This window comes from Rhizobium sp. P1_B8, assembly GCF_056406515.1.
Genome location: NZ_JBFTZZ010000004.1, coordinates 52,886 through 68,910, shown reverse-complemented (window position 1 = coordinate 68,910; position 16,025 = coordinate 52,886). Strand labels below are relative to the sequence as shown.

The window sequence follows — 16,025 nt, the reverse complement described above, 5'->3', positions numbered from 1 at the left end:
CGTCGTTGTCGACGAGATTTTGAGGCTATCGCGTGCCTGTGATCACAGTTGCTGTTGAGAGAAGGTGAACCTTGCCGTCGCTGACGGATTGGAGAGCGAGCTCCAGGACCTCACGACAGATCTTCTCCCGTGTTGCCGCGTCGGCCCTGGATAGTCCGGCGACAACAGGCGCGGCGATCTCGGTCATGAAGTCCCAATAGCTCGCCGGGGCATCGTGCACCATCATCGCCGACACCTCTTCCACGGCGACGTCGAGAAGGCCCGCCTCTTTGAAGGTCTCGACCATCATGCCTTCCCCCGCGCAGCGGAACAGGCCCGGAGAACCGGAGGGCGGCGGGGGCATGTCCACGTGGCGGGCGATCGTGCCCATGATCGTGGTCGCCCATGGATTTTTGGCAGGCGCGCTCCAGACTGCGGCACAGACCCGCGCCCCGGGCTTTGCGACGCGCGCCATCTCCCTGGCGGCGGCAGCGATATCCGGGAAGAACATAAACCCGAACCGGCATAGGACGGCGTCGAAACTGGCATCGGCAAAAGGCAACGCTCCCGCATCGCATAGGCGAGTTTCGAAGTTTTTGAGGCCACGTCTGGCCGCATTTTCGGCGGCAGCAGTCAGCATATTTTCCGAGAGATCGGTGACGACAACCTGACCGTCGGGGATTGCCGCCGCCGCCGTCAGGCCGGGTTCGCCAGTGCCGGCGGCTATGTCAAGCACGCTAAAGCCGTTGGAGAGATTGGCGCGCCGAAGCATGGCGTCGCCAAACGGGGCGAGCCAACCGAGAACCAAGCTGTCCCATTTCTTCCAGCCGGCGGAAAATTTGTCCCACGTCTCACGTTGCTGGTTACGGATATCGTCGAGATTTGCTGACATGCACCGGCTCCCCCATCCGTTCAACCGGCAAAGCCGGGAACGTCGGCACTATGCGCCGCTGATGTCGGGATTCAATGGAAATAAGCGCCATCGGGCCAATCGCCAGGCGCGACCAAACCCGTTGGGACGGAGTGATTGAATTGACCAAGACTATTGGAGCTTTTATACAATAGCTTTTGCGAAACTCCGGACTAGCCAAAAATAATCCTTTTAAATCAATGGGCTTCTCCTGGATGGAGCCAAATCAAGAATACGGAACCAGCGGATTGCTGATGCGATGCAGCCCGGCTGCATGCATCAGCCATGGAGAAACAAAATTATAAAGATCATGGTCTTACTGCACAGCGCCGATGGCATGGCTTGGCAGTCTCCCCCTAAAGGCACCAGCCTGAAGACATTGAGCGAAGCCGAAGAGCAAGGTTTCATCTTGATCCGCGGGGAATTCCAGAAACGGCAATTTCGTCTGACAGAGCTGGGCTCCGACTATGTCGAGCGCGACAAGCGGCGTCTGGAAGCTCGCAGGCTCTGAACCGATACCGCCGGCTAAGCGTGAACTGAACGCACAAGCCAGGCGGCCCGACGGGCGAAAGGCGGGTCCGACAACGGCGCTTCGCAACAGGAGCGGTCATCCCCCCGCATAGAGAGAGCTTACAGAGCACGCTGGGCTTACAGGGCATCCTGGATATCGAAGCGAACAATCTTATCGCCCTCCATGCGGAAGATGTGCGTCACGGTCTYGTCCTTCAGGCCATGGGCCTGCCCAGCCAGCGGCCGGCCATCGAGGTCAAAGACCGACTGGATGACCTCGACAGCGACGGCGCCGTCTTCGGTTTCCTCAAATGCGACCGGCTCGACGTGGGGACTGATGACAGCCCACTGACGTGTCCAATAGTCGCGCACAGCGTCACGACCATTGATGTGGCCGCCATCCATGCCGTTGGCCCAGGCGACATCATCGGAAAGGACGGCAAGGACAGCGTCGATGTCCCTGGCATTAAAGCTGGTATAGATGCGCTTGATCATGTCGACGTCATTGTTGGACATTTCGTTTCCTCAATGGAGCTTGAAACATTCGCTGGGCGGCATCGAAGCGGCATTGCTTCCTGCCGCGCGTCAAGATACATACGTACATATATATCTCGCGATCAAGCGCAGGCAAGAGGTGAGCGAATGAATGAAGACGTGCTTTCTACGCCTGGCCATCTCATCAGTCTTGCGGCGCGGGGGTTTGCCCGCCTCAGCGAGTCAGGGCTCAAACCGCTCGGCTTCGGTGTCGGCCAGTTGCCTGTCCTCGTCGCGCTGCAAAATGGCAAGGCAAGCACACAGCGCGACCTCGCCCGCTTTGCCAGGATCGAGCAACCGCCGATGGCGCAGATGCTCGCACGCATGGAGCGGGATGGCTTGATTGAGCGGACACGTGACCCGGCTGACGGCCGCAGCAGCCGCATCGTGCTGACAAGAACCGCACAGGAACGCATGCCGGAGGCAATTACGACCCTATTCCAAGGGAATCGTGAGGCATTGACCGGGTTCACAGATGCGGAAGCGGGACAACTGGTCGATCTGCTCAAGCGGCTGATCGAAAATCTGGATCAAATTGCGAGCGCAGAGTCTTCGTGAGGCGATTGATGGTTCTATGGCCAAACGGACAATTTCTATTCTGGGACTGCGCTGTCTTTATTCGAGGTCGTGCTGACTTTCGGCATGGAGGGGTTCTTCAAAACGCGGGACAGCAAGTTCCGTTTTCTCTTGCGCTTGATAAGATCGATATCGCTGACAAGCTTTGCGCCGCCCTTGCGCCGCTCCAAGGTGATCTTGCGGCTATGGAAGGCTTCCAGCTCGGCGCGATGCGCGACGCTGACGATGGTGACTTCAGGCAATTCATCGATCACCATCTGCATCATCTTATCCTGGCTCTTCTCATCGAGTGCTGCCGTTGCTTCATCCAGCACGATGATATCGGGTTGGTGTAGCAGCAGACGCGCAAAGGCGAGCCGCTGCTTTTCGCCGCCGGACAAGGTCTGGTCCCATGGCGCATCTTCCTCGATCTTGTCGTTCAGATAATCCAGTCCCACCTTGGCGAGCGCCGCCTTGATCTCGTCCGGCGTCCAGCTATCGGCGGCGCCGGGATAGGCGACGGCACGGCGAAGCGTGCCGGACGGGATGTAGGGCCGTTGCGGCAACATGAACAATCGCCTGTCGGCGTGGAAATTGACGCTACCGCTGCCCCACGGCCAGAGTCCTGAGATGGCCCGCACCAGCGTGCTCTTGCCGGACCCGGATTCGCCGGCCACGAGCACCCGTTCGCCGGGTTCGATCTCGACTCGGGTTTCCGTGACCACGGCGGTGCCATCGTCAAGCGACACGGAGAGATCGTTGAGGCTGAGCATCGACTCGCCTTCGGTTTCACCATGCTTGATGCGCCCGAGCGAGTCGCTCTGTTCGGCGCGCTCCAGCCCGTCGAGCGACATCATCAGCGAGGCGAGGCGCCGTGCACAGGCATTCCAATCGGCAAGACGGGGATAGTTGTCGACCAGCCAGCCGAACGCGCCCTGAACGATGGCAAAAGCAGAGGCGGCTTGCATGACCTGCCCGAGGGTCATGCTGCCTTCGAGAAATTTTGGCGCGCAAAGCAGGACCGGCACGACAGGCGCAATCAGCATCGATCCATGCGACACAAGCGTCGTGCGCATGTGCTGGCGGGCAAGGAGCGCCCATTGCTTGAGCACATTGGCGAAGGTTTTGTCGAGGTCGTTACGCTCCTCCTCTTCGCCACCGAGCAAGGCGATACTCTCGCCGTTTTCCCTGACATGCGTCAGCGTGTAGCGAAACTCGGCTTCTGCTTGATTTTTGGCCTCGGAGACGTGGACGAAATAGCGGCCGATGACCGCCATCGAGCTGGAGGTGATCGCGGCGTAGAGGACCGCAGTGATGACAAGAAAGCCGGGAATGGTAACGGTGAAACCTGCGATCGGAAGAGTGAGGGCCCCACCGATCGTCCAGAGCACCACGATGAAAGTCGAGGCTGCCAGAAATGCGGAAATGACACCGGCGATGAAATCGACGGGTGCTTCGGTGGCAATCCGCAAATCCTCGGAAATGCGCGCTTCGGGGTTCTTGTGGTCGCCGCCGATAAGATTCAACTGATAGTAACGGCCGTTTGCGAGCCAGCGCGCGATGACGGCTGTTGTCAGCCAGGAACGCCAGCGACGTTGGATCATCATGCGAACGGCGACTTGTATCGTGACAATGGCTACAGTTCCGAGCACAAGCGGCACGAATACGGCGCTCAGGAAATAGACGGTGCCGGCATCGTGTCGCTCTATGGCGTCAAAGATCCCACGGTTCCACAGATTGATTCCGTACTGGAAGCCGACATTCATGCCGATCATCGCCAATAGCCCGATCGAGAAGGGCCACGCGAATTTGTCGCCACCGYGGCCCCAGTAACGGCGCGCGCTGATCCAGAAACGCTTGAGCAGATACCGCTTGCGCGCCTGCTCGGCCTCTTCAGGCGTCAGCTCCGGATCGGGTTCGATGGCATCTGGCGGCGGCATGACCTCGACAGTCGATGCCGTCTCCTGGGGCGAGTTCCCGGCACCGTGCGGTTCGGTGCCGTCGACCGATTTCGGTTTGAGTTTAGCGTCGGTCATAAGCGCGATAACGGCTTACACATCGAAATGTTTCATGATGCCGGTGGCGAACATCGCATCAGAGGGCTTGTCGAGAAAATCAGGCAATCACCGGAAGACCGCGACCGCGCTGTCGCTATTACGCCGCGTCTGAGCCCATGCCATAGCTTTCGTTTGCCGCGTTCTGGATCATTCCGATCGCGACCGGCGGCAAGATGAAGCTCCAGATCCCGAGCCAGGCAATCGAAATCAAACTTCCATGGCCTCTGTCGCGTGCGCGATCATTGAGGAGATCGCCAAGGGTCATGACAAGAACCGGCAATCCGAGCGGCACGAGGATGGCGATCAGCATGCCAGCAAGCGGCGTTAGCAGGCGCTGCGACCGTGCGGCGCCCGCCAGTTCCCCATGGATGCGATAGACCCAATAGGCCAGATAGATAAAGGCGGCCACGGCAATGCCGAAGACCAGAAGTGCTAAAAGCAGCGTGACGGGGGAAGAGGTGACGTCGGCATCATTCGCTTGAAACAGATGGACGCCAATCGCCATCAGAAAAATCAGGATCGGCGGCATGACCAGGATGACAGCGACCAGGAGTGGGGATCGCCGGCGCGGCGCAAGCGGCGTGTGTCGCGGACGCGGAGCTTCATCGAAGGCCAGGTTTCCGGCCGGCACCAGCAATATGACAGCAAGAAGCAGGCAGGCCAGGAAAGCCGAAACGACAGGCACGGCGCCTAGATCGAGGCCGTATAACCACGACGCGCCGATCGGAGCAAAGGCTGAGATCAGGATCGTCGTTGACAGGAGAGTGAGGGCGCAGCCGAAGTCGATTTTGCCCGGTCGCCCGCCCACCAGGAATATCGCGATCCCGAGGGGGAAAACGGCCCGAACCGTGCCGAACACCACACCAAACAAAAACAGAAACGCCGGCGATCCCCACAATGCAGGCGCCGGCAGAAAACTGATGGCGACAATGGCACAGACGAGAATGGGCGAAATCAAAGCCGACCGACCATGGCGGCTCGCGACGATAAACCCCAGGAAGGCACCGGCAACCCAGCCAAGAGTGGAGCCGAAGTAGAAGATCCCGATCGTCTGAGCGCTGCTGCCGGCCATTTGCGAGATCAAGGGAAAGACCGTGCTGAAACCTTGTCCGCCGATTGCCAAAAGAAGTGACGAAAAAAACAGAGCCCAATAGCGATAGGTGCTCAGGAAATCAGCCAGCGTCCATTCGATATTGCTGGAGGGGGCAGAGGTGTTTTCCATCGGTGAAACTTGCTCTCCATTCATGATCATCGCGCATCGCAAACGGTGGATGCGTCGACCATGCGCATCGAGGAGGTTATTTCAATAGCTTTGACGCGGCATCCGGACCAGCCCAGAGGTTTTGCCGACATATCGTGACGGATTTATAAATGTCCCTGTCGCGCCGAAACGTGCCAGGGCTGGCATCCGCTCCGTAAGACAACGCCTTCCTGGCGTTACTCTCACCTCCTCAAGCGGATTCGGTGGCGATCTGCGGCAGGGATTGCAGGAGGGTCTGGCGGGCGGAGTGCAGATGCGCGCGGCAGGCGGTTTCGATTGCCGCCTGGTCGCGGGATTCCAGCGCTGCGATATAATCCAGATGTTCGTGGATGGCGCGCTCGTTGCGCTGACGGGCGGCGGTCTTGTTCCACTGGTAGTGATAGTGGAAGACGATGGCGATCGCGTCGTAGAAATCGGCGATGAAACGATTCTTCGAGGCGCGGTGGATCAGCAAATGGAAGCGCTCGTCGAGGACGGAGAAATCCTTGAAGCGCTGGTTGATGTCGGCAAGCATGGCGTGATGTTCGTCGCGGATGGCGGCAAGATCGGCCCAGCTCTGATTATCCCTGGAAAGCCGGCCGAATTCGGCGGCGGAATGCAGCTCGAACATCTCGCGTACATCGGCAAGCTCAAGCGCGAATTCGCGGGTGAACCCTTTGAGCGTCCAGTGGCTGTTCGGGCGTTTCTCGATGAGGCCGAAGCGGGAGAAACGGATCAGGAATTCGCGTACGCTGGTCGTGCCGGTGCCGATCTCGCGGGCAAGCTCCAATTCGTTGATCTGCATGCCGGGTGCGGCATCATCGGCAAGGATGCGCTGCATGAAGCTGCGCTCGATAATATCGTGCAGGGAATCGGTTTCTTCGGAGGGAAAGAGGTCACGGTCTGTGGGTTGGCGCAGCACGATCTTCTGGCGTTTGTTCCAGCGGATGATGCCTTCTTCGCTCAGCCGCGTCAGGATGGCGCGCGCCGTCGAACGGCTGACGCCGAGCTGGGCGGCGATCTCCGGTTCCGAGGGCAGCGCCGTATCCGTACGCAGGGCTGCGGCATACCTGTTGTAGGCTTCCTTGAAGACCGTATTCTGCCTTGCCACCAGACCCCGCTTTCCGCCCTCGTGACCGTCGCCCGCTTCAAAGCAGGACGGAGCGGACCGGGGCTTGTTCAAACGACCTTTAGCTTAATTCCGGTCGCCTGCGGCTCATTGCCTCCCTCGTCCACAGGATCAATATTCCCGTTGACTTGAAAATGTTTATTGTAGATAAAAAACAAAATCAATGCGCTTTCGCCGATGTAGCGAGCCTTTCCCAGGGAGATAGAGACTTGGAAAAACTGCCTTGGATCATCCTTTCGGCCGGCGACAATGTCGCGGTCGCAACGGTGGCAATTGCGCCGGGTTCGACGGTTGCCGGCATTCAGACCCGTGAGAAGATCGACCCCGGCCACAAGGTGGCGATTGCGGATATTCCGCTCGGCTCACCCGTGGTGAAATATGGACAGGCGATCGGCCGCACGACGGCCGAGGTCAAGGCCGGCGACCATGTGCACAGCCATAACCTGCATTTCGAAAACGACCGGCTGGCGGCGACCGCCAATTCGGCGCCGGAAACGGCGACCACCGATGACAAGGCGCGCACCTTCATGGGCTATCGCCGCGCCGACGGGCGGGCGGCGACGCGCAACTATATCGGCATCATCGCCAGCGTGAACTGTTCCACCACGGTCTGCCGGGCGATCGCCGACGAGGCGAACCGGACGATCCTGCCGCATTACGAGGGCATCGACGGTTTCGTGCCGATCGTGCACGACCAGGGCTGCGGCATGAGCTCGACCGGCGACGGCATGAACGTGCTGCATAGGACGCTCGCCGGCTACACCAGGCATGTGAATTTCGGCGGCGTGCTGATGATCGGCCTCGGCTGCGAGGTCAACCAGCTGACGCTGTACGGCCAGAGCGGCGCCGGCGCCTCGAAGCGGCATTTCAACATCCAGGATGCCGGCGGTTCGCGCCGCGCAGTCGAGCGCGCCATGGGCATGCTGCGCGAGATCGCTGCCGATGTCGGCAAGGAAAAGCGCGTGCCGATGTCGATCGGTGAGATCATCATCGGCCTGCAATGCGGCGGCTCGGACGGCTTTTCCGGCATCACCGCCAATCCGGCGCTCGGTGTCGCGGCCGACCTGCTGGCGGCGGCCGGCGGTACGGCGATCCTGTCAGAGACTTCGGAAATCTACGGTGCGGAGCACCTTTTGCGCAGCCGCGCCGTCAGCGACGAGGTGGCAAAGAAGCTCGATGACAAGATCGCCTGGTGGGAAGATTACGTCGCGCTGCACGGCGCCTCGCTCGACAACAATCCGTCGCCCGGCAACAAGCGCGGCGGGCTGACGACCATCCTTGAAAAATCGCTGGGCGCGGTCGCCAAGGGTGGGCGCTCGCCGCTGACGGCGGTCTATGGTTATGCCGAGCGGGTCACGGCCCCCGGCCTCGTCTTCATGGACACGCCCGGCTACGACCCGGTCTCGGCGACCGGCCAGGTGGCCGGTGGGGCAAACATGATCGCCTTTACGACGGGCCGCGGCAGCTGCTTCGGTTGCCGGCCGGCGCCGTCGCTGAAGCTTTCCAGCAATTCGGCGCTCTATGCCTCGATGGAAGAGGACATGGACATCGATTGCGGCACGATCGCCACCGGCGATGCGACAATCAGCGGCAAGGGCCGCGAGATCTTCGACCTGATCGTCGATACGGCATCAGGCAAGAAGACCAAGAGCGAGCTCTTCGGCTACGGCGACAATGAATTCGTGCCCTGGCATCTGGGTGCGACGCTCTAACCCTTGCTTTGACGCAATCCCAGGAAAACCGCTTCACACTTTTCCTGGGATTGATTTGAAGTACGCAATCCCGGACGGAAAACCGCTTCACACTTTTCCTGGGATTGCTCCATAGACCAAGCTCAAGTTCTTCGCGAGGAGGCATGATGAAGACGAGACGGATCGGCAAGACCAAGCTGGAGGTGACCGAAATCAGTTTCGGTGCCGCCGCTCTCGGCGGTCTCTACCGCGCATGCCCGCGCGAGCAGGCGATCGACACGCTGCAGGCGGCCTGGGACAGCGGCATCCGCTATTTCGACGTGGCGCCCTGGTATGGGCTCGGCCTTGCCGAGCGGCGGGTCGGTGATTTCCTGCGCGACCAGCCGGATGGCAGTTACGTGCTTTCCACCAAGGTCGGCCGGCTGCTTCGGCCGGTGCCGACCGGCACCGTGCCTGATTACAGCTATGTCGACCCGCTCTCCTTCGACGCCGATTACGATTATTCCTATGACGGCATCATGCGCTCGGTCGAGTTCAGCTATGCGCGTCTCGGCCTCAACCGCATCGATATTCTCTACGTGCACGATCTCGGCGTCTACACACATGGCGCGGCGAAAAACGCGGTCCACCAGAAGCAGTTTCTTGATTCCGGCGTGAAGGCGCTGGAGGAACTCAAGTCGTCCGGCGCGATCTCCGCCTTCGGCCTCGGCGTCAACGAGGTGCCTGTCTGCCTCGACGTCATGCGCCATTCCGATCTCGACTGCATCCTGCTTGCCGGCCGCTACACGCTGCTCGACCGCTCGGCCGTCGCCGAACTGCTGCCGCTCTGCCGGCAGAAGGGCACGTCGCTCGTCGTCGGCGGCGTATTCAACTCCGGCATCCTCGCCACCGGCCCGGTGCCGGGTTCGCATTTCGACTATATGCCTGCTGATGACGATGTGCTTGCCAAGGTAGGCGCCATGGAAGCGATCGCCAAAAGTCACGGCGTGCCGCTGGCAGCGCCCGCCCTGCAGTTTCCGCTACGCGAGGCGATCGTCGCCTCGGTGCTGATCGGCACGGCCAAGCCGTCCAGCCTGACGCGCAATATGGAGATCGTCGAGCCGCGGCTTGCCGACGAGATCTATGCCGAATTCGAACCCTATACGCTGGTCGCGCCGCCGCTCGGCGCCGAAGCCGTCCGAGTCTGAGGAGAGACTATGCTCAAGGGTATTCATCCGCTGCTTGGACCCGACCTGCTTCATGCGCTGAAGACCATGGGGCATGGCGACGACATCGTCATATCAGACGCCAATTTTCCCTCGGGCTCGATGGGCCCGCCGGTCATCCGCGCCGACGGCGTCAGCGCCACTGCGATGGCCGAGGCTATCCTGACGCATATGCCGCTCGACACTTTCGTGCCGGAAGCGGCGTGGCGGATGGAGGTGGTCGGCGATCCCGATGCGATGCCGGAGGTCTGCACCGAATTCCAGCAGATCGTTTCCAAGCACGCCGGCGATTTCCGCATCGTGCCGGTAGAGCGTTTTGCTTTCTACGCGATGGCTCGCAAGGCCACCTACATCGTCGCGACGACGGAATTCCGGCTGTACGGCAACCTGATTTTGAAAAAAGGCGTAGTCCATCCTGATGAGGTCGACATGGCCTGATCCCTATTTTAGGGTATCGTGGTATTGGAATAAAATCAGTTGCTTGGCGGGAGTTTGCCAAAGAAAAAAAGCCGGTTTGGCGCTCTTGCAATTTGATTGCGCCTCGGCTAGCTTCACCCGGCAAATGTTTTTTATCGATAAAAATCGTCCGCCTGCGTTCAGCGGCCGATTTATTTGGAGGAGAACGCACCCTGAGAGGAGAACCCTTATGAGTATCGTGAAATCCCTTCTGTCCCGCCGCGCCTTTACCGCGCTTGCAGGTGCCGCAGTCATCGCCACGGCGATGCCGGCAACGTCGTTTGCCGCCGACGTGACGATCCCGATCATCGTCAAGGACACGACGTCCTTCTACTGGCAGATCGTTCTGGCCGGCGCCCGCAAGGCCGGCAAGGATCTCGGCGTCAACGTGCCGGAACTCGGCGCACAGGCCGAATCCGACGTCAACGGCCAGATCAGCATTCTGGAGAACGCCGTTGCCGGCAAGCCGGCCGCCGTCGTCATTTCGCCGACCGAATTCAAGGCGCTCGGCAAGCCGATCGATGAAGCCGCCAAGTCGGTTCCGATCATCGGCATCGACTCAGGCGCCGACTCCAAGGCGTTCAAGTCGTTCCTGACGACCGACAACGTTCAGGGCGGGCGCATCGCCGCTGACGGTCTGGCCGCCGCCATCAAGGAGATGACCGGCAAGGAAGAAGGCGATATCGTCATCCTCACCAATCTTCCCGGCGTCGGCTCGCTGGAGCAGCGCCGCGAAGGCTTCCTGGATCAGATCAAGACCAAGCATCCCGGCCTGAAGGTCATCGCCGACAAGTATGGCGACGGCCAGGCGACGACCGGCCTCAACATGATGACCGACCTGATCACGGCCAACCCGAAACTCGTCGGCGTCTTCGCCTCGAACCTCATCCTGGCGCAGGGCGTCGGCCAGGCGATCGCCGAAAACAAGCTCGGCGACAAGATCAAGGTCATCGGCTTCGACAGCGACGACAAGACGGTGGGCTTCCTCAAGGATGGCGCGATCGCCGGCCTCGTCGTTCAGGACCCCTATCGCATGGGCTATGACGGCGTGAAGACCGCGCTTGCCGTCTCCAAGGGCGAGAAGGTTCCGGAAAATGTCGATACCGGTGCCAATCTCGTCACCCCGCGGCGTTAACAAACCCCGGGGGGCCCTTTTCCATCCGTGGTATGTTTTGTGCGGGATGGAGAGCAGAGGCGACACAAGGAGGAGAGGTCCATGATCGGACTGGAAGAGGTCAGTCATCGCCATGATGACAGCGCGACGCTGAAAGAAGCCAATCGAATTCCCGCCGGATCGCCTATCCTCGAACTCAAGGGCCTGCAGAAGAATTATGGTCATGTGCAGGCGCTGAAGCCAGCGACGCTGACCTTCCTTGCCGGTGAAATCCACGCCATCGTCGGGGAAAACGGCGCCGGCAAATCCACCCTTATCAAATTGCTGACCGGCGTCATTACCCGCACGGCGGGCGAAGTGCTGTGGTGCGGCCAGCCGGTGGGGCTGTCGACGCCGAACGAGGCGATCGCCCGCGGCATCAACGCCGTCCACCAGGAAGTCGTGCTCTGCCGGCACCTGACGGTTGCCGCCAATCTTTTCCTCGGCGACGAGGTCAACCGCTACGGCCTGATGCGCAAGAAGCAGATGGAGAAGATGGCGCAGGCCGTGCTTGACGATCTCGGCTTCGGCCTGCCGGCCGGTGCGCTGTTGAGCTCGCTGACGATCGGCCAGCAGCAGCTGGTGGCGACGGCGCGCGCGGCGATGCGCGGCACGCAGTTCCTGATCTTCGACGAACCCACGGCCTATCTGACGCGCCAGGAATCGGCGCAGCTCTTCAAGCTGATCCGCCGCCTGCAGGGCGAAGGCGTCACGATCGTCTATATCAGCCACCGTATGGAGGAAGTGTTCGAGCTGGCCGACCGTGTCTCGGTGCTGCGCGACGGCACGCATGTCGGCACGCGGCTGATCGGCGAGACCAACGATGCCGAACTGATCGCTTTGATGATCAACCGCTCGATCGAGCAGATCTACCACAAGGAAGAGATTGCGATCGGCGAGACGATCGTCGAGGTCAAGGGCCTCTCCGGCCCGGGCTTCGAAGACGTGTCGCTCAGCGTCAAGGCAGGACAGATCGTCGGCCTCTACGGGCTGATCGGCGCCGGCCGCAGCGAATTCGCGCTCGGCCTCTACGGACGCCAGCCGATCAGCACCGGCGAAATCCAGTGGAGGGGCAAACGTGTCGATATCCGCAACGAACGCACCGCCATGGAACTCGGCATTGCGCTCGCGCCCGAAAGCCGGCGCGACCAGGGGCTTTGCCTCAACCTGCCGATCGGCCTCAACATCAACCTGCCGGTGTTCGGGCGCCTCAGCCACGGCCCCGTCATCAATCACGCACGCGAATCGGCCAATGCCGACAAGCAGATCCGCGATCTCAGCATCAAGACGCCGAGCCGGCGCGTTCCGGCCTCCAGCATGTCGGGCGGCAACCAGCAGAAGATCGTCATCGGCAAGTGGCTGAGCCACGGCGCCCGGCTCTTCATCTTTGACGAGCCGACCGTCGGCGTCGACGTCGGTACCAAGGCGGAAATCTACCGGCTGTTCGCCAAGCTTCTGAAGGACGGCGCGGGCATCATCCTGATCTCCTCCTACCTGCCCGAGGTCTACGAACTGGCCGACCGGCTACACGTCTTCCGCGCCGGCAAAATCGTCGCGAGCCATGATTTCCATGCGGCGACGCATGAACAAGTGCTCAGCGAAGCGATCGGCGTCTGAGCCAAAAGAATAAGAGGGAGAAAATTCATGACTGCCACCCCCACAGAAATCGTCGCACCGCCGCCGCGCCGGAAAATGAACATCCTGTTCGGCCTGACGCTGATCGGCCTGCTGATCTTCCTCTGGATCGTGCTCGCCGTTGTCACCCCGAGCTTCTGGACGCCGCTCAACATCTCGAACCTGCTGCGTCAGGGCGCGATGACGGCGATCCTCGCACTCGGCCAAACCTTCGTCATCATCACCGCCGGCATCGACCTTTCGGTCGGCGCCATTGTCGGCTTCTGCACCGTGATCATCGCCTGGCTGCTGCAGGCGGGCGTACCGGTATGGGGTGCGATCGCGCTGACGCTGCTCATGGGTGTGGCGATCGGCGCCTTCCATGGCTTCGGCATCGTGCATATGGGCCTGCCGCCGTTCATCATCACGCTCGCAACCCTGACATCGCTGCGCGGCATCGGGCTGCTGATCACCAACGGTTCGACGATCAACATTACCAATGAGGGGTTCAGCAATTTCGCCCGCGCCGATTTGCTCAGTATTCCGAGCCTGTTCTGGATGGTCATCCTGGTGGCGGTCCCCTCCTTCATCTTCCTGCATCTGAGCCGTTGGGGCCGCTATCTCTTCGCGGTCGGTTCGAACGCCGAGGCGGCGCGCCTTTCCGGCGTCAACGTCAAGGGCATGATCTACCTTGCCTATATCCTCTCCGCCTCCTTCGCCGCCTTCGTCGGCGTGCTGCTGGCCTCGCGCATCGCGATCGGCAATGCGACACAGGCCGACGGCTGGGAACTACAGGCGATCGCCTCCTCCGTTATCGGCGGCACCAGCCTGTTCGGCGCGGTCGGCTCTGTGCACGGCCCGCTGATCGGCGCCTTCATCCTCGCCACCATCAACAACGGCGCGAACCTTCTGAACGTCAACTCCTTCTGGCAGCGTATCATCACCGGTCTCTTGATCATCGTGATCGTGTTCTTCGACCAGCTGCGCCGCCGCAAGAGCAATTGAGCGACAAGAGACAGCCGGCCTGAACAAGCCGGCTTCTTCCATTTCAGGAATGCGAGACCCGTCATGAAAGCAGTTCTTTGCCGGGAGCCCGGCGTGCTCGATATCGTCGAGCGTCCTTCGCCAGCGGCTCCCGCCGCCGGCTGGGTGCGGCTTGCCGTCAGCCATGTCGGCATCTGCGGCACCGACTACCATATCTTCGAGGGCAAACATCCCTTCCTCGAATATCCCCGGGTGATGGGGCACGAGATCTCGGCGACGGTGCTGGAAGCGGGCGACGGCGTTGCCATGGCAGTCGGCACGCCCGTCATCGTCAATCCCTATCTCTCCTGCGGGCAATGTATCGCCTGCCGTCAGGGCAAGCCGAATTGCTGCACCAATATCAAGGTGCTCGGTGTCCATACCGACGGCGCCTTCTGCGAGGAGATTTCGGTTCCGGCCGAGAACCTCTATGCCGCCGAAGGTGTAAGCCTCGAAGCGGCGGCGACGACGGAGTTCCTGGCGATCGGCGCGCATGCGGTGCGCCGTTCGATGACCGGTGCCGGAGCGCGGGCGCTCGTCATCGGCGCCGGGCCGATCGGCCTCGGGGCGGCGATCTTCTCGCGCATCGCAGGCCATGAGGTGACGCTGCTCGATACCAGCACCGAGCGGCTGCAGATGGCATCCGAGCGCTTCGGCTTCACCTCCGGCATCGTTGCCAACGAGGCGACAGCGGAGGCCGTACGGGAAAAGACCAATGGCGACGGTTTCGACGTGGTCTTCGACGCGACGGGGTACGGCCCTTCGATGGAAAAGGCCTTCTCCTTCGTCGCCCATGGCGGCGCGCTGGTGCTGGTCAGCGTCGTCAAGGACGATATCCGCTTCTCTGACCCCGAATTCCACAAGCGCGAGATGATGGTGATCGGCAGCCGCAACGCCACCCGCGTCGATTTCGAGCATGTGGCGGATTCCATCGCCAAAGGGCTGGTGCCGGTGGACAAACTCATCACCCACCGCACGACGCTTGCCGATGCGCCGCGCGATCTCGCGCGATGGGCGCATGAGAAGAATGGGCTGATCAAGGCGGTGATCCGCATCGGTGCCTAGGGCAATCCCAAGGTACGAAGTCGCATAGCGATCGTCTTGAACGCTTCCGGCAAATCTCGCCGGGAGCCGTTGGCCCTTGGTCTTTCCACAAGACGTTCTGATGGATGCGCCCGGAAACAACGCGGTTCCGACTCAGACCGGCGCCCGCGATTTCGCGCAACATTTCTCAATCAAAAAGCACACAGAAGAAAACGGAAGTGTCCATAAGTGGAGCCCGCCGGATACTCGGCAGATGTTCATCAATTAAGTGATGGAAAGGGTCGGGCGATGAAAATGCGAATTGCCTCCTTGGCAATGGCTATTGCGCTGACAATGCCGCTTGTGGTGCCTGCCCGTGCGCAGGTGGTCATCCAGGAAGGCCAGGGATCGGAATTCTATGCTGATCCTGACGATAACCAGACGGAAACGGATTTTCTGCAGCGATGGAATCGCCACCACGACCAGCGAAGCGGATGGCGTTCGGGTCGGGACAATTTCGGGCCAGACGATGCGGTTCGCCTCCTCGAACGGCGTGGTTATCGCGTCAGAGATGTGAGGGACGTGGGTGAACGATATCTGATCAGAGCATGGCGAGACGGGGACGATCTCCTCGTGAGTGTCTCCCGCAGGGGTGAGATCATGGGCGTCGTGCATGACCGCGAGTGATGAGCCGCTTGGGCTTTGTTCAAGAGCCGGGTGTCTGGTTCGCGCCGATGGCTGCCCCAGCTTGCGAGAGCGAGCGGGAACGGAGACGTCGCGGCATGCCCTCTTCTCCCCTCGGGGAGAAGGTGCCGGCAGGCGGATGAGGGGGCCACGCGGCACATCCTTCACGTAAAATCTACTCCGCCCCGCCGACGGCAGTCGCGCTGAACACGGTCGAGACTATACCGGCGCGGTCGAAGTTCGCATAGGCGTTGTTGAAAAG

General features: G+C 61.0%; 15 protein-coding genes. 10 read left to right on the top strand and 5 right to left on the bottom strand.

The window, feature by feature from the left end:
• Positions 1-25: 25 nt before the first annotated feature.
• A complete protein-coding gene (locus AC1D2N_RS07175) occupies positions 26-871 on the bottom strand; it encodes a class I SAM-dependent methyltransferase (protein ID WP_112905875.1) in 846 nt (281 codons plus the stop codon).
• Positions 872-1,148: 277 nt separating this feature from the next.
• On the opposite strand from AC1D2N_RS07175, the gene AC1D2N_RS07170 reads away from it, so the two are divergent.
• Positions 1,149-1,400, top strand: a complete 252-nt coding sequence (locus AC1D2N_RS07170) for a hypothetical protein (RefSeq protein WP_018244624.1) — start codon at positions 1,149-1,151, stop codon at positions 1,398-1,400.
• A gap of 137 nt (positions 1,401-1,537) precedes the next feature.
• Here the strand turns inward: AC1D2N_RS07170 and AC1D2N_RS07165 are convergent, their stop codons facing one another.
• A complete protein-coding gene (locus AC1D2N_RS07165; RefSeq protein ID WP_477981009.1) occupies positions 1,538-1,915 on the bottom strand; it encodes a nuclear transport factor 2 family protein in 378 nt (125 codons plus the stop codon).
• 126 nt (positions 1,916-2,041) lie between these two features.
• Between AC1D2N_RS07165 and AC1D2N_RS07160 the strand changes: the two genes are divergently transcribed.
• Positions 2,042-2,491, top strand: a complete 450-nt coding sequence (locus tag AC1D2N_RS07160) for a MarR family winged helix-turn-helix transcriptional regulator (RefSeq protein WP_130651654.1) — start codon at positions 2,042-2,044, stop codon at positions 2,489-2,491.
• A 35-nt stretch (positions 2,492-2,526) separates the two neighbouring features.
• Here the strand turns inward: AC1D2N_RS07160 and AC1D2N_RS07155 are convergent, their stop codons facing one another.
• The 3 genes from AC1D2N_RS07155 to AC1D2N_RS07145 all read right to left on the bottom strand — a co-directional run bounded on the left by AC1D2N_RS07155 (position 2,527) and on the right by AC1D2N_RS07145 (position 6,896).
• Positions 2,527-4,524 carry an ABC transporter ATP-binding protein/permease gene (locus AC1D2N_RS07155; protein WP_477981007.1) on the bottom strand — a complete coding sequence of 666 codons (1,998 nt, stop codon included), beginning with the start codon at positions 4,522-4,524 and terminating at the stop codon, positions 2,527-2,529.
• A gap of 118 nt (positions 4,525-4,642) precedes the next feature.
• Positions 4,643-5,767 carry an MFS transporter gene (locus tag AC1D2N_RS07150; protein ID WP_130651652.1) on the bottom strand — a complete coding sequence of 375 codons (1,125 nt, stop codon included), beginning with the start codon at positions 5,765-5,767 and terminating at the stop codon, positions 4,643-4,645.
• A 229-nt stretch (positions 5,768-5,996) separates the two neighbouring features.
• The gene (locus tag AC1D2N_RS07145; protein ID WP_130651651.1) at positions 5,997-6,896 is read right to left on the bottom strand and encodes a GntR family transcriptional regulator; all 900 of its coding nucleotides are present in this window, start codon (positions 6,894-6,896) and stop codon (positions 5,997-5,999) included.
• 227 nt (positions 6,897-7,123) lie between these two features.
• On the opposite strand from AC1D2N_RS07145, the gene AC1D2N_RS07140 reads away from it, so the two are divergent.
• The 8 genes from AC1D2N_RS07140 to AC1D2N_RS07105 all read left to right on the top strand — a co-directional run bounded on the left by AC1D2N_RS07140 (position 7,124) and on the right by AC1D2N_RS07105 (position 15,766).
• Complete coding sequence (locus AC1D2N_RS07140; protein ID WP_047617110.1) at positions 7,124-8,626, top strand: UxaA family hydrolase; 1,503 nt, start codon at positions 7,124-7,126, stop codon at positions 8,624-8,626.
• A gap of 146 nt (positions 8,627-8,772) precedes the next feature.
• A complete protein-coding gene (locus AC1D2N_RS07135) occupies positions 8,773-9,792 on the top strand; it encodes an aldo/keto reductase (protein ID WP_047617695.1) in 1,020 nt (339 codons plus the stop codon).
• Positions 9,793-9,801: 9 nt separating this feature from the next.
• Entirely contained in the window at positions 9,802-10,248 is a 447-nt protein-coding gene (locus AC1D2N_RS07130) for an RbsD/FucU family protein (protein WP_018244616.1), read from the top strand.
• 208 nt (positions 10,249-10,456) lie between these two features.
• The gene (locus AC1D2N_RS07125) at positions 10,457-11,401 is read left to right on the top strand and encodes a substrate-binding domain-containing protein (protein WP_477981004.1); all 945 of its coding nucleotides are present in this window, start codon (positions 10,457-10,459) and stop codon (positions 11,399-11,401) included.
• A gap of 81 nt (positions 11,402-11,482) precedes the next feature.
• Positions 11,483-13,036, top strand: a complete 1,554-nt coding sequence (locus tag AC1D2N_RS07120; protein WP_130651650.1) for a sugar ABC transporter ATP-binding protein — start codon at positions 11,483-11,485, stop codon at positions 13,034-13,036.
• A gap of 27 nt (positions 13,037-13,063) precedes the next feature.
• Positions 13,064-14,038 (top strand): ABC transporter permease, encoded by a 975-nt coding sequence (locus AC1D2N_RS07115; RefSeq protein ID WP_018244613.1) that lies wholly within the window; start codon positions 13,064-13,066, stop codon positions 14,036-14,038.
• Between the two features lie 63 nt (positions 14,039-14,101).
• On the top strand, positions 14,102-15,121 hold the full coding sequence (locus AC1D2N_RS07110) for a zinc-binding alcohol dehydrogenase family protein (protein ID WP_018447679.1): 1,020 nt from the start codon (positions 14,102-14,104) through the stop codon (positions 15,119-15,121).
• A gap of 267 nt (positions 15,122-15,388) precedes the next feature.
• Positions 15,389-15,766: a hypothetical protein gene (locus tag AC1D2N_RS07105; RefSeq protein ID WP_018447681.1), complete on the top strand. Its 378-nt coding sequence runs from the start codon at positions 15,389-15,391 to the stop codon at positions 15,764-15,766.
• The last annotated feature ends 259 nt before the right edge of the window (positions 15,767-16,025 follow it).